Source organism: Bacillus sp. S/N-304-OC-R1, from assembly GCF_019749375.1.
Lineage (GTDB): Bacteria > Bacillota > Bacilli > Bacillales > Cytobacillaceae > Cytobacillus.
Map to the genome: position 1 here is coordinate 1 of NZ_JACWFE010000032.1, position 14346 is coordinate 14346.

A 14346-nucleotide genomic window follows, 5' to 3' on the forward strand; every position below is an offset into this window, starting at 1 on the left:
TTCAAATAAAATGAACGCATGCAAGGCTAGTGTGCCTGACCCCCAGTATGGTAATGCTTTAAATTACTGGGGTCAGGCACTTTTACTCTAAAAAATTCAGAATTTCTTCATTAACTAGATGTGCCTTTTCTATCGAAAGGGCGTGGCCTGCGTTAGGAATAATCTTAAACTTTAATTTTGGAATCAATTTTAAAGCTCGTGCAATGACTTGGTTTGGGTCATAAATTACTTCTTTATCACCAATTAAAAGCAATACTGGTATGTCTATTTTTTGTAACTCTTCGTCCTTGAAGACTGAAGGAATAATGATTTTTGAGAATCTAAAATGTTTAATGCCTAAATAAAACTGTTCGAAAAGTGATTCATTCACTGTATTGCCTTTTGCAACAAACCATTTCCCTACAAAATCAATAACAACAGGCCGAAATGGAAATAGGATAGAAGAAATTTGCCTTACAAAAAATTGTTTGCGAAATGGAACGAATGATGCGGCAGGGGCTAGTAATATCATCTTGTTCATACGTTCCGGTGCATTGATTGCAATATTCAATGTTTGCCAACCGCCTGCAGAATGACCGATAACAGTCGCTTTATCTATATTTAAATGATCCAGTATGTCGCAAAACCAGAGAACATAATCCGAATGACCTTTCATTGGTGACTCCATGACACTTTTGTTTAGGTCCCCGATAACGTCAACAGCATAGACTCTATAATTTCTGTTTAATGATTTTACATTTGGATACCACATCGCACTGCTGAAACCAAATCCATGCAGCAAAATTACTGGAGGTTCAGAGATTGGTCCAGAAGCTATAACGTTAGTTCTTCCAAATCTTGTATGGACGTAAAAGGAATCAAAAGATGTATCCCAAAGTTTAAGGTTTTGATTATAGGTATATAGAAACTTTTTCTGCCCTTCCTTTGTCTTAAAGGATAATGCTTCATCAACTTTATTTTCCATATATATTCTCCTCTTTCTTAGTGCCTGGCCCCCAATTGTGTTAATCCATTAATACAATGGAGAGCAGGTACTTTTTGTTTTTGATAAAAAAGGATTAACGGATTCAATATATATTGGAGTCCTACTCTCATTGTGAAATCCTCATCCCTTCCAATCAAACCAATGATTTACATATAAAATTAAATCTATATATGAATTATTGTGTTTCTAGACTATAGGATTGTAAATCCTATGCTGAATTCAGTATCGGTATACGTCTTAAATGAGGAAAAGCAGTATATCAAACACAGGTGTCAGTCCCCAGTACAATAATCCTTTAAATTACTGTAATAGGGGATATGCACTTTTTTAGCATCCTATTCGGTGCAAATAAATCAATTAATGGATTACCAAGATTATAAAAATATTTGAATTGTATGGTAAAATATAACTAAATCTTCTTAAAAAGTTATGGTTGGGAATTAGTCAAAATAGGTTTGTGAAGGAGGAATTTAAATGCTGAATATTGGGGTTATCGGTTTAGGAGCCATTGGTCAGCGGTTAATTAATCAATTTAAAGAGCATTCTGAGGTTGAAATTATAGCAGTATGTGATCAATTAGAATCACTTTTGGAAGAAACAGCGGAGAGACTTGGTGGAATTCAGGCTTATACAGACTATAAAAAGTTAATTGCTGATGAGCAGGTGGATCTTGTTTATGTTGCAGTGCCGCCAAAATATCATCATCACATTGTTATGGATGTTTTAAGAGCAAAAAAACATGTCCTTTGTGAGAAACCGCTGGCAAACTCACTTGAAGAGGCTAAAGAGATGGAGCAGGCTGCAGTAATGGCAAATGTTGTCCATGCTATAAACTTTCCGCTAAATTATGGACAAGCAGCAACAAAATTTGCGAAATTGATTAACCAAAATTACATAGGCAAACTGCGCCGAATCCAACTTACAATGCATTTTCCAGAATGGCCGCGCAATTGGCAGAAAAATGATTGGGTTGGCGGACGTGAACAAGGTGGATTTGTGCTAGAAGTAGGAGTCCATTTTATTCAACAAATATTAAAATTATTTGGAGAGGTTACAAATATCCAAACACGTTTGGATTTACCGGATGATACGAGAAAGTGTGAGACGGGCATTATTGCTACAGCCCAGCTAGAAAATGGAACTCCCATTTTAATAGAGGGATTAAGCCAAATAGCAGGAAATGAATATATTGGATTTACGGCTTATGGTTCAGATGGTGTCCTATCGCTTGAAAACTGGGGCGAATTAAAAGGGGCCCAAAATGAAGAAGAACTTAAAGTAATACCGGTTGAAGCTGAAAAAACAAATAGTTTAATAGATGAATTAGTAAAAGCAGTCAATGGTCAAAAATCAGAACTCTACGACTTTACAGTTGGTTATAAAGCTCAGGAAGTGCTGGAAGAACTACGGAAAATTTAAGGTAGAACTAACATTCAGTGGGGGGGGCGGACTAAGTACGCTTACGTCCTGTAGAACCGTCTGTACTAGCACGTCCTGTGCGTCGAAAAACCCCCGCTGATTGAAGTTTCACTTTATATAACATCTACTTTGTTATCCGCAAAAAAGTTAAAAACGGCAAATGATGAAGACCCTAGTGCGCATGAGTTATGGCCTAGGCTTGAGAAATTGATTGATAGATTTTGTTGATGAAATGGTAAAGAACGTTGCTCTATTACGCGATTAATAGGATTTGCCAATAAAGATTCCGTGCAGGCAAAGCGATTTCCGATAATAATATTTTCAGGATTGAAGATATTGACAATATTAGCTAAGCCAATTCCTATATATTCACCAATTTCATTAAATAGATTAATGATTGAGTGTTTTCCCTCCTTAGCTAAATTAAGAAGTTTAAATATATCGATGTCATCCTCTGTTTTCAGTAAAAGTTTTGCTTGAGTTAAAAGTGCATTTTCAGAAGCATACATTTCCCAGCAACCTTTATTTCCACAACCGCACTTTTTTCCATTCATCTCGATTGAAATATGTCCCATTTCACCAGAAAATCCGGCTGCTCCCTTGTATAATGAGTCTTGGATAATAATTCCGGTACCAATTCCAATTCCTACACTTACATAAATCATATTGGATATATTCTTTGCAATCCCAAATTGTTTTTCAGCCCAAGCCCCGGCATTTGCTTCATTATCAATAATTACCGGTATATTAAACTCCTCCATCAAGTAATCTCTTAAATGAATATTTCTCCATTTTAAGTTAGGTGCAAATAAGATGACACCTTTATCATCTACAACTCCCGGGACTCCAACCCCAATTCCTACTACTCCATAGGGGCTATTTGGAGCGGAGTCAATCATTAAGTGAATAGACTTCTTTAATAATGGAAGAACACTCTCAAACGATTGTTCCTTAATCGTAATCATTTCTTCCTTAATAATCTCACCATCTAAATTAGTTAAGACGGTTAATAAATAGTTCACTCCAAGATCCACGCCAATTGAATAACCGGCATTTTTGTTGAAGTAGAGCATAACTGGCCGTCTTCCACCACTGGACTTCCCTGTACCGATTTCATACACAAGCTGTTCCTCCATCAACTCGCTTACTAGCGTTGATACAGTTGCTTTATTTAGACCTGTAATGTCAGATATTTGGGCACGGGATAAGGGGCATTTTTCTTTAATCTTTTCTAGAACAATTGATTTATTTAATTGCTTAACAAGGGTTTGATCGCCTGTTCTCATTATATATCCTCATTTCTTTATGAATACTTTGTTTAATCATTATACTTATAAAGCTTGCATACTTTTCTAGTAATATATATAGAATTCTAGCATTATTTTGATATTATTCAAAGTGTGTTTTTTTACTTTGGTGAATTTTCTAACAACATATTGACAAATACTTTCTTTTTTATTTATACTTTGTTTATTCATTAAATTAACAAAAGATTCAAAATAATTATTCAATAACCAATTGAGGTGGGATAAATGATTTTAGAAATGAAGGAGATTTCAAAATCGTTTGTTGGAGTAAAAGCTCTTGAAGATGTGAACTTTTCTTTAGAAAAAGGAGAAGCGCATGCCTTGCTTGGGGAAAATGGAGCAGGAAAATCTACACTTATGAAAATACTAGCCGGTATATATCTCCCAGATAAAGGTGAAGTAGTGTTAAAAGGGAATTCCGTTAGTATTATATCTCCATCAATATCCCAACAACTAGGAATATCAATCATTCATCAAGAGCTAAATTTAATTCCTTACCTAACTGTTGCAGAGAACATTTTCTTAGGAAGAGAACCAAAAAGATTTGGTTTAGTCGATTATAAAAAAATGGTTAAGCAAACGGTGGCTTTATTAAGCCAGTTCGGATTAGAACTAGATCCGACAGTAAAGGTACATACTTTATCGATCGGGCAGCAGCAAGTCGTGGAAATTGCGAAATCTCTTTCTTTAAACGCTGAAATACTCATAATGGATGAACCCACTGCCGTTTTAACAGAGAAGGAGACGCAAAATTTATTTACGATCATTCAACGTTTGAAGAATGAGGGTGTATCTATCATTTACATTTCTCACCGTTTGAATGAATTAAAGTATTTTTGTGATCGGATAACGGTTTTACGTGATGGAAAGTTAGTGAACACAAGGCCTTTAAAGGGACTTTTAGAACGTGAAATTGCAAATTTAATGGTGGGCCGCGAATTGAAAGAGTTATATCCTGATAAGCTTGAAGGTTCGACAGAGGATTTACTGCAAGTGGAGAATTTTACAAGCATCCCTTTTTTTCAAAATATTAGCTTTACTTTAAGAAAAGGTGAGATTCTTGGTTTTGCAGGATTAATAGGGGCAGGCCGCAGTGAACTAGCATCTGCTATATTTGGAGCACTTAAACCGAACAGTGGAAAGTTAACTTATAAAAACAAGCATGTCTCATTTACTAAGCCGAAAGCAGCTGTAAAGGAGGGCTTTGGTTTTGCAACAGAGGATCGAAAACAAACAGGGCTTGTGTTAGAGGCAAGCATTAGTCAAAATATGACACTGCCAATATTGGATAAAATAAGTAAATGGAGCTTAGTTCAAAAACGTAAGGAAAAAGTATTGGTGAGCCAAAAGATCCATGAACTAGGTATTAAAATCTATGATATTAATCAACCAGTAAAACATTTAAGCGGAGGAAATCAACAAAAGGTTGTAATAGCAAAATGGTTATTAGCTGGTACGGAGTTGTTTATCCTCGATGAACCAACAAGAGGGATTGATATTGGGGCGAAAGCAGAAATCTACTCACTTATTCATAATTTAGCGAAATCCGGTAAGGGGGTTATTGTCATCTCATCTGAGCTTCCCGAGTTACTTGGATTGTGCAGCCGAATTATTGTTATGAACAAAGGAACGATTGCTGGTGAACTAAAACATAATGAAGCTACAGAAGAGGCAATTATGGCACTGGCAACAGGAGTTTAATCGTTTACATGATTAATAAGGAGTTGAATTTGTATGTCTAATATATCATCCCAACCCGAAACAGAAAATAGCCAAAAAAAGAATGTTAAGTGGCTCTCATATCTTTGGAATAACTACAGTGTTGCCTTTGCCTTTTTGGCTTTAGTTATACTTGCCTCTTTATTGAGCGAACATTTCTTATCACCAATTAATATAACAAATGTGTTAAGACAAGTTTCAGTTATTGGAATACTAGCGGTAGGTTTAACCTTTGTTATTTTACTTGGTGGAATTGATTTGTCAGTCGGATCGTTATTAGCTTTTTCCGGAACTGTCATTATGGCGGCTCAAGTAAATTATGAAACTTCTATACCTGTTGCCATTATTTTAGGATTAATAGCCGGTGGACTAATAGGATTAATCAATGGAGTTATCATCACATATGGGAAAATAACAGCGTTTATCACAACGTTAGCGATGATGACAATTACAAGATCATTAGCACTTTACTATGCAGATGCAGGTGCTATCTCTGGATTTAACTATGATTACTCCGAACTTGGAAACGGTTATGTTCTAGGGATTCCAGTTCCAATCTATATATTTGCCATTGTTGTCGTGATAGCATTCATTCTTTTAGAAAAGACAAAATACGGCCGGCACGTATATGCGGTAGGGGGAAATGCAAAGGCTGCACATTTATCCGCTGTTCCCGTTATTAGAGTAACAATCTTAGCTTATGTTATTTGTGGGATTACTGCTTCTGTCGGATCTGTCATTGAGACTTCTCGTTTAAATTCAGTTTCAACTTCAAGTACAGGACATATGTACGAACTAGATGCCATTGCTGCTGTCATTATCGGCGGAACAAGTCTTGCTGGTGGTCGGGGCCGAATTATTGGTACTGTATTTGGAGTGCTCATATTGGGGGTTTTAAGTAACCTTATGAATCTTGTGAATATTTCGCCATACATTCAGGGGGTGGTAAAAGGAGCGATTATAATCGGGGCTGTCTTATTACAAAAGCGCGAGTAGCTGGATTGATGGCAGAAAAATTAGGAGGGAAATTTATGAAAATTAGTAGGCATTTTCTTAGTATAATGTTTATTTTGATATTTGGCAGCTTGGTACTAGCGGGGTGCAAATCCGAATCATCTAGTACAACAAACAATCAAGAAAATACAAATCAAAATCCTAGTGGTTCCTCTGAAGGAACTGCTTCAAAAGGTAAATACAAAATTGGGATTTCCCTACCTGCTGCGGATCATGGTTGGATGGGTGCTTTAATTGCGAATGCGGAAGCTGAAGCGAAAAAGTATGAAAATGTGGAATATATTCTTTATACAGCAAAGGACCCTGCAAAACAAACATCAGACATTGAGGACTTAATTACTAAGGAAGTTGATGCTATTGTCATGTTGCCGATGGAATCCGCTGCATTAACACCAGCGGCTGAAAAGGTTACAAAATCAGGTATTCCTCTAATAGTAGTGGATAGAGCCGTTCATACGGAGAGCTACCGTTTATATGTTGGAGGAGATAACTATGGAATTGGGTATGGAGATGCGAAATATTTAGTTGAAGAACTAATTAAACGAAGTGGAAAGCCTGAAGGGAAAGTAATTGAAATCACAGGTGTACCTTCAACCGTTACAGATTTACGATCACAAGGATTCCGCGATTATATTAAAGATTATCCAGGAATTGAGATTATCGCAAGTCAGCCTGGTGACTTTACAAGGGAGAAAGCGCTAAAGGCAACAGAAAATATTTTACTAGCAAATTCAAAAATTGATGCGGTTTATTCACAGGACGATGACATGACCATTGGGATTGTTCAGGCAATTAAAGATGCAAAGCGTCAAGATGAAATGTTTATTGTAAGTTCGGGCGGTATGAAGGAAATTTATAAAATGATGCAGGAAAAGGCAAAGCCGGAGGTTATTGTATCTTTAACTTATTCACCGACAATGAGTGGAACAGCTGTTAGCTTAGCAGTAAAGATTTTAGAAGGTAAAGGTCTTGAGGGTTTCTGGGAAAAAGAAGTTCCACATAATATTGTCCTTCGTGCAACACCTGTAACACCTGAAAATGTTGATAAATTTTTCAATTCAGATTCAAAATATTAATCGATCGACAGGGCAATTTGCAGATCACAAGTAGAGCAAGTCATACTTAAAATAAAAAAGTATGACTTGACTTTTTTAAAATTTTTGCTAAGGGGGAAATGAAATGAAGCTAGGTGTATTTGCTGTATTGTTCGGACAAAAGCCATTAGAGGAAGCACTTGATTACATATTGGCCAAAGGACTGCAGGCAGTTGAAATTGGTACAGGAGGATATCCGGGCAATATTCATTGTAACCCAGCTGAACTTCTAGAAGATGAAGCGAAATTAAATAAATTTAAGCATGCTTTCGCAAGTCGCGGACTTGAAATTAGCGCATTAAGCTGCCATGGAAATCCACTCCACCCAAGTAAATCGGTTTCGGTGAAACACCATCAGCAGTTTGTCGATTCTGTAAAATTAGCATCAAAGCTTGGTATCCAAAATGTCATAACATTCTCCGGTTGTCCGGGTGAGTCAGATTATTCCCTAAATCCATCTTGGGTTACTTGTGCATGGCCAGATGATTTTTCGGAAGTATTGCAATGGCAATGGAAGGAAAAAGTTATTCCATACTGGAAAGAACAAAATAAATTTCTCAAAGAATATGGTGTGCGGGCAGCGATTGAACCTCATCCAGGGTTTGTTGTATACAATACGGAAACTAGTCTCCGGCTTCGAAAAGAATGTGGAGAACAAATTGGTGTGAATTTTGATCCGAGTCATCTATTCTGGCAGAATATGGACCCTGTTGTGGGAATAAAAGAACTGGCGAAAGAGAATGCCCTCTTTCACTTCCATGCAAAGGATACAGGAATCGACCGACAGAATACAGCCGCAAATGGTGTTCTAGATACTAAGAGTTATCGTGATGAGTTAAACCGTTCATGGATTTTCCGAACAATTGGATATGGACATGGAGAGGAAACTTGGAAAAACATTATTAGTACTCTTCAACTTGTAGGATATGAAGGTGTAATTAGTATTGAACATGAAGATAGTTTAATGTCGGTGGAAGAAGGCTTCGAAAAAGCTGCTGCTTTCCTTAAGAGCCTACTAATTAAAGAAAGAGTAGGTGAAATATGGTGGGCATAAAGAAGAAAATAAATGTTGGTATGATTGGATACAAATTTATGGGCAGGGCACATACTCATGCATATAGAGATGTACCGTTTTATTTTGATACTGAAGCTGTTCCAGTTTTAAAAGCTGTTGCTGGAAGAGATGCTGATGGTGTGCGGGTTGCTGCTGAAAAAATGGGATTTGAGTCATTTGAGACAGACTGGAGAAAGTTGCTTGAGCGTGACGACATTGATTTGATTGATATTGTGACACCCAATAGTACACATGCAGAAATGGCGATTGCAGCTGCCGAAGCCGGTAAGCATGTGCTTTGTGAAAAGCCTCTTGCAATGTCAACTTTACAGGCACAAAAAATGTATGAAGCGGTGAAAAAAAACAATGTGGTACACATGATATGCCATAATTATCGATTTGCACCAGCTGTTCAATTTGCGAAAAAATTAATCGAAGATGGAACAATCGGAAAGATTTATCATATTCGTGCACAGTATTTACAGGATTGGATAATGGATCCTAATTTCCCGCTAGTTTGGAGATTAAATAAAGAAGTGACAGGCTCTGGAACGCATGGAGATATTGGAGCTCACATAATTGATTTAGCTAGATTTTTAGTCGGAGAGTTTTCGGAAGTAGTCGGAACATTTGAGACCTTTATTAAGGAACGACCGGTTAGTGAACACTCCGGTGGATTAAGCGGAAGTTCCTCAAGTGAGGAAAAAGCACTTGTGGATGTAGATGACGCATCAGCCTTCGTAGCTAAATTTGAAAATGGTGCATTAGGTGTATTCGAGGCAACACGTTTTGCTGGTGGAAATCGCAATGGCAATAGATTTGAAATTAATGGGGAATATGGGTCAATTAGATGGGATTTGGAAAATATGAACAATCTCCAAGTTTATTTAGCGAAAGACCCTGTTGGGCTGCAAGGATTTAGAACGATTAATTGTACAGAAGCAGAACATCCATATGCAGGTGCCTATTGGCCTTCTGGTCATATTATTGGGTATGAACATACATTTATTAACTTAATGAAGGAACTGATGGATGGAATTAATGGCGGGTATAGCCCTGTCCCGAATTTTAACGATGGGGTTAAAAACCAAGCTGTTTTAGAAGCAGTTGAAATTTCCATGAAGACAAGATCATGGGTTCAAGTATCTAATGTTTTTTGAACATGCAGAAGGATCAGTACTAAATACTACTAAATGATTCACAAAAACTAACAAACAAGGAGGGATTCTAATGACTTATTTTGATCATATAAATCAAATAAAGTATGAGGGACCCAACTCCAAGAACCCATTTTCCTTTAAGTATTATAATCCTAAAGAAAAGATAAATGGAAAGAAGATGGAAGAAATATTACGTTTTAGTGTTTCATATTGGCATACATTTACCGGAGATGGCTCAGATCAATTTGGATCTAGTGTAATGCAAAGACCTTGGAATCATCTTAAAGGATTAGACTTAGCGAAGGCACGTGTGGAGGCTTCATTTGAATTTTTTGAAAAACTAAATATCCCTTATTTTTGCTTTCATGATTTCGATATAGCTCCAGAAGGGGATACATTGGCTGAAACGCATAAAAACTTAGATAAAATTGTTGTAATGATCATGGAATACTTAAAAACTAGTAAAACAAAATTACTATGGAATACAGCAAATATGTTTACCCATCAGCGCTGGGTACATGGGGCTGCAACATCTCCGAATGCTGATGTGTTTGCATATGCCGCAGCAAAAGTGAAAAAAGGTTTGGAAATTGGAAAAGAATTAGGAGCGGAAAACTTCGTCTTTTGGGGTGGACGTGAAGGCTATGAAACGCTTTTAAATACAGATATGAAACTTGAGTTGGATAATCTAGCCCGCTTTTTCCATATGGCATTAGATTATGCAAAAGAAATAGGTTTTGAAGGTCAATTCTTAATTGAACCGAAGCCGAAGGAGCCTACTAAGCATCAATATGATTTTGATGTAGCATCTAGTCTTGCTTTCTTACAAAAATACGGTTTAACAGATCACTTTAAATTTAACATTGAAGCAAACCATGCGACTCTCGCAGGCCATACATTTGAGCATGAATTAAGAACTGCCCGCATTAATGGGATGTTAGGCTCAGTGGATGCAAACCAAGGCGACCTATTACTCGGGTGGGACACTGATGAATTTCCGACGAATTTATATTCTACCACTCTTGCTATGTATGAAATCCTACTTAATGGCGGCTTAAATTCAGGAGGTCTTAACTTTGATGCCAAAGTACGAAGAGGGTCCTTCGATATTTATGATTTATTTCATGCTCACATTGCTGGGATTGATAGTTTTGCAATCGGTTTAAAAGTTGCAAACCGTCTCCTAGAAGATAGTATATTTGAAGATATCATTGCCGATCGCTATGACAGCTATACTTATGGAATTGGTCTTGATATTGTTCAAGGAAAGACAAATTTCCATCAATTAGAGCAATATGCGCTTTCTATAGGTGAAATCCAAAATAGCTCTGGCCGGCAAGAAAGATTAAAAGCACTTTTAAACCAGTATATATTAGATATAAACACATCTAAAATAGTATGAGTAATAGACTCAACGATAAAATATCATGTGCTGGAATGATTTTTTTTTCGGCACCTTTTTATAATTTAACGACAAGATTGGGTGAAGCTCATGAAATATGTTATTGGCATTGACTTGGGTACTAGTGCGGTTAAAGTTATATTAGCCAATCAGGATGGTGAAATATGCCATACCATTTCAAAATCATATCCATTAATTCAGGAAAAATCAGGATATAGTGAACAGAATCCTGAAGAATGGGTGGATAAAACAATCCAAGCTTTAAAAGAACTAGTTAAATTATTTGATGGAAAGGTAGAAGATATTGAAGGTATAAGCTTTTCGGGTCAAATGCATGGTCTTGTATTATTAGATGAACAACATCAAGTTTTACGAAATGCAATTTTATGGAATGATACACGTACAACAAAACAGTGTCGGGATATTTATAACCTCGTTGGAGAAGAACGATTGTTAGAAATTACAAAAAACGCCGCTCTTGAGGGCTTTACATTACCTAAAATTTTATGGGTTAAGGATAATGAAAGAAATATATATGAACGAGCATCTCAATTTTTGTTGCCAAAAGATTATTTGCGTTATCGATTAACTGGGAAAATTCACAGTGAGTATTCAGATGCAGCGGGAACGTTACTTCTTAATGTATCCGAGAAAAGATGGAGCAGTGAGATTTGTGAGGCGATTGGGATTAACATTAATTTCTGTCCCCCTTTAGTAGAATCGCATCATTTAGTAGGCACCCTTAATGAAGAAGTAGCTGAACAAACTGGTCTTTCCAAAAATACAAAAATATTTGCAGGGGGAGCCGACAATGCGTGTGGCGCAATAGGAGCTGGAATTTTAGACGAAGGAAAAACGCTATGCAGCATTGGCACATCAGGGGTCATCCTTACCTATGAAGATCGAAAAGATCGTAATTTTCACGGCAATGTTCACTATTTCAACCATGGGAAAGAGAATGCTTTCTATGCGATGGGCGTTACATTGGCGGCGGGTTATAGTTTAAGCTGGTTTAAAAATACATTTGCTGCAAATGAAGATTTTAGCACGATTTTGAACGGGATTGAGAAGGTCGGAATCGGAGCAAATGGTTTATTATTTACGCCATATATTGTCGGCGAAAGAACTCCACACGCTGATCCGTTAATTAGAGGCAGCCTTATCGGTTTGGATGCATCTCATACGCATGCTCACTTTGCTCGTGCTATTCTGGAAGGAATTACTTTTTCATTAAATGAATCCATTGAAATTTTTCGAGATAGTGGAAAAAAGATTGATTCTATCGTTTCTATAGGTGGAGGAGCAAAGAATGATACATGGCTACAAATGCAAGCTGATATTTTTAATGCGAAAATCCATAAACTCTCAAATGAACAAGGTCCTGGTATTGGAGCTGCAATCCTTTCAGCTTTCGGTTGTGGATGGTATTCAACTTTAAAAAAATGCTCCGAAAAATTCACCATAATCAAAAAAACGTATAAACCAAATCCTAAGAATGTAAAAGAATATAAAGAGTTATTTTCCCTTTATAAAACTATTTATGGAAAAACAAAAGGAATAAATGAGAGTTTGAGTAAATTTCGGAGATAGAATAGAAAAAATATGTTAATATCAATTAATTCTTTCTCGAGCTGGGCTATTGTGCCTTAGTTCTCGCGGCCTGACCCCCAATGCTTAATTCATTAATACATTGGGGGTCAGGCCGTTTTCTAAGAGTGGTAATCCTTTCTTTTCACTTTACCATTCAATAAATCATACAAAATTCCTACATCCAATTAGTCAGAATAGTCAAAAATCACCGTTCACTTTAAATATTATTTCAAATATACTTGTATTGTATTTGAAAATAATGAAAGTTTTGGGAGGTTATGTATTGAAAAGATTATGGAAGTCTTTTGTCGTAGTAATGTTCTTTGTGTCAGCTCTGTTTTCATCTCAAGCAAGTGCAGCTTACACCATTCCAGGTGGTCCATCGACTAATGGAAACACGAGCATGGACAGTATGATTACATACGATGACATGATTAAAGAGCTGAAGAAAATCGAACACACGAGTAAAGGGAAAGTAGAAGTATTCACATTAGATGATTACGGAAAGAGTGAACAGAACCGAAGCTTCTATGTAGCTAAGGTTGGTACTGGCCCAATAAAAATTTGGGTACAAGCTCAAATTCACGGAGATGAAAAATTAACAACGGATGCCGTATTAGAATTATTGAAGACTTTTGGCAGTAATGGATCCAAAGATATTGAAAAGATCTTAAAAGAAACAACTATTTATGCAATCCCAATGTATAATCCGGATGGGAGCCTCATGAACACACGAACAACCCTGCTTCATGATGAAAATGGAGAACCAAGAGTAGACAACAGAGGCCGTGCCATGACGATTGATTTAAATCGTGATTGGGCAGATAACGGATTTCAAGCAAAAGAATCACTTGTCTTCTACAAATACTGGGCAGATGTAAAACCAGATTTCGCTGTCGATCTTCACCACCAAGGATTTAAAACAGTTTACGGAACAAATGAGTCAACATCCATGTCTCTTGGAGTATCATTAGCACCAAATGGACCGACTTTACCAGGTATTAAGGACGGCTTATACAATGACCTTACACGCCAAATGAGCGTCTATGTGTACGATGCATTAAAAGATTACGGGTATACACATATTGATCGTTACCAAACAGGCAGTGGTGATAAAAGATACGAGATTGACATCAAAGGCGGAGTTGTTTCTGCTATGATGATGGGCTTAAACTACAACAATATTAATCCAACTCATCACAGCAATCCGGCCATCTTCTTTGAAACGAAAGGAAATACAAGAGATGGAAATCTAGGACAAAAATCAAACGGTCATTTAATCAAACAAAATTATCTTGGATTAAAAGCCTTACTTTACGGTTTAGCTACAGGTGAAGTAGAAGAGGTAGATCCGAACCGCTGGGATAAAGAGATTCCTGCCTACCCGTTAGCTGGCTATCAAACAGATACTGGAATTAGTCCAGTAAGTTATTAAAAAAGAACGAAGCCCCATAAGTGAGTAATGATCCGTATGGGGTTTTTTCGTTTATTTCAGGTTCTTTAGTTGTTATTAGGAATTTTAGGGCCAGTCCTCTAGTCCGGTAAAGTTTTACCGAGCTGGGGGACTGGTCCACTAGTCTTGCATGACTTTTAAATAATTGC

Annotated in this window: 11 protein-coding genes; 9 read left to right on the plus strand and 2 right to left on the minus strand. The window is 36.9% G+C overall.

What is annotated here, in order from left to right; all coding sequences use genetic code 11:
- Window positions 1–82 precede the first annotated feature (82 nt).
- Window positions 83–964 carry an alpha/beta fold hydrolase gene (locus tag H0173_RS21955; protein WP_221848931.1) on the minus strand — a complete coding sequence of 294 codons (882 nt, stop codon included), beginning with the start codon at window positions 962–964 and terminating at the stop codon, window positions 83–85.
- Between the two features lie 495 nt (window positions 965–1459).
- Between H0173_RS21955 and H0173_RS21960 the strand changes: the two genes are divergently transcribed.
- Window positions 1460–2404, plus strand: coding sequence for a Gfo/Idh/MocA family protein (locus H0173_RS21960; protein WP_221848932.1), 945 nt, complete (start codon window positions 1460–1462; stop codon window positions 2402–2404).
- 113 nt (window positions 2405–2517) lie between these two features.
- Here the strand turns inward: H0173_RS21960 and H0173_RS21965 are convergent, their stop codons facing one another.
- On the minus strand, window positions 2518–3690 hold the full coding sequence (locus H0173_RS21965; RefSeq protein ID WP_221848933.1) for an ROK family transcriptional regulator: 1173 nt from the start codon (window positions 3688–3690) through the stop codon (window positions 2518–2520).
- Between the two features lie 246 nt (window positions 3691–3936).
- Between H0173_RS21965 and H0173_RS21970 the strand changes: the two genes are divergently transcribed.
- From H0173_RS21970 to H0173_RS22005, 8 genes are all read left to right on the plus strand, one after another.
- Window positions 3937–5412 carry a sugar ABC transporter ATP-binding protein gene (locus H0173_RS21970; RefSeq protein WP_221848934.1) on the plus strand — a complete coding sequence of 492 codons (1476 nt, stop codon included), beginning with the start codon at window positions 3937–3939 and terminating at the stop codon, window positions 5410–5412.
- 33 nt (window positions 5413–5445) lie between these two features.
- The gene (locus tag H0173_RS21975; protein ID WP_221848935.1) at window positions 5446–6426 is read left to right on the plus strand and encodes an ABC transporter permease; all 981 of its coding nucleotides are present in this window, start codon (window positions 5446–5448) and stop codon (window positions 6424–6426) included.
- 35 nt (window positions 6427–6461) lie between these two features.
- The gene (locus H0173_RS21980; RefSeq protein ID WP_221848936.1) at window positions 6462–7520 is read left to right on the plus strand and encodes a substrate-binding domain-containing protein; all 1059 of its coding nucleotides are present in this window, start codon (window positions 6462–6464) and stop codon (window positions 7518–7520) included.
- A 103-nt stretch (window positions 7521–7623) separates the two neighbouring features.
- Complete coding sequence (locus H0173_RS21985; protein ID WP_221848937.1) at window positions 7624–8592, plus strand: sugar phosphate isomerase/epimerase family protein; 969 nt, start codon at window positions 7624–7626, stop codon at window positions 8590–8592.
- A 20-nt stretch (window positions 8593–8612) separates the two neighbouring features.
- Window positions 8613–9752: a Gfo/Idh/MocA family protein gene (locus tag H0173_RS21990; RefSeq protein ID WP_221848941.1), complete on the plus strand. Its 1140-nt coding sequence runs from the start codon at window positions 8613–8615 to the stop codon at window positions 9750–9752.
- A gap of 70 nt (window positions 9753–9822) precedes the next feature.
- Window positions 9823–11154, plus strand: a complete 1332-nt coding sequence (gene xylA, locus H0173_RS21995) for a xylose isomerase (RefSeq protein WP_221848938.1) — start codon at window positions 9823–9825, stop codon at window positions 11152–11154.
- Between the two features lie 90 nt (window positions 11155–11244).
- Window positions 11245–12744, plus strand: coding sequence for a xylulokinase (gene xylB / locus H0173_RS22000; protein WP_221848939.1), 1500 nt, complete (start codon window positions 11245–11247; stop codon window positions 12742–12744).
- 283 nt (window positions 12745–13027) lie between these two features.
- Window positions 13028–14179: a M14 family zinc carboxypeptidase gene (locus H0173_RS22005; protein ID WP_260631316.1), complete on the plus strand. Its 1152-nt coding sequence runs from the start codon at window positions 13028–13030 to the stop codon at window positions 14177–14179.
- Window positions 14180–14346: the final 167 nt, after the last annotated feature.

What these genes read in the sequence shown, in the direction of transcription:
- xylB (WP_221848939.1), top strand. Translation starts at nt 11,245, where the DNA reads ATGAAATATGTTATTGGCATTGACTTGGGTACTAGTGCGGTTAAAGTT.
- H0173_RS21990 (WP_221848941.1), top strand. Translation starts at nt 8,613, where the DNA reads ATGATTGGATACAAATTTATGGGCAGGGCACATACTCATGCATATAGA.
- H0173_RS21985 (WP_221848937.1), top strand. Translation starts at nt 7,624, where the DNA reads ATGAAGCTAGGTGTATTTGCTGTATTGTTCGGACAAAAGCCATTAGAG.
- H0173_RS21980 (WP_221848936.1), top strand. Translation starts at nt 6,462, where the DNA reads ATGAAAATTAGTAGGCATTTTCTTAGTATAATGTTTATTTTGATATTT.
- H0173_RS21960 (WP_221848932.1), top strand. Translation starts at nt 1,460, where the DNA reads ATGCTGAATATTGGGGTTATCGGTTTAGGAGCCATTGGTCAGCGGTTA.
- H0173_RS21975 (WP_221848935.1), top strand. Translation starts at nt 5,446, where the DNA reads ATGTCTAATATATCATCCCAACCCGAAACAGAAAATAGCCAAAAAAAG.
- xylA (WP_221848938.1), top strand. Translation starts at nt 9,823, where the DNA reads ATGACTTATTTTGATCATATAAATCAAATAAAGTATGAGGGACCCAAC.
- H0173_RS21955 (WP_221848931.1), bottom strand. Translation starts at nt 964, where the DNA reads ATGGAAAATAAAGTTGATGAAGCATTATCCTTTAAGACAAAGGAAGGG.
- H0173_RS21970 (WP_221848934.1), top strand. Translation starts at nt 3,937, where the DNA reads ATGATTTTAGAAATGAAGGAGATTTCAAAATCGTTTGTTGGAGTAAAA.
- H0173_RS21965 (WP_221848933.1), bottom strand. Translation starts at nt 3,690, where the DNA reads ATGAGAACAGGCGATCAAACCCTTGTTAAGCAATTAAATAAATCAATT.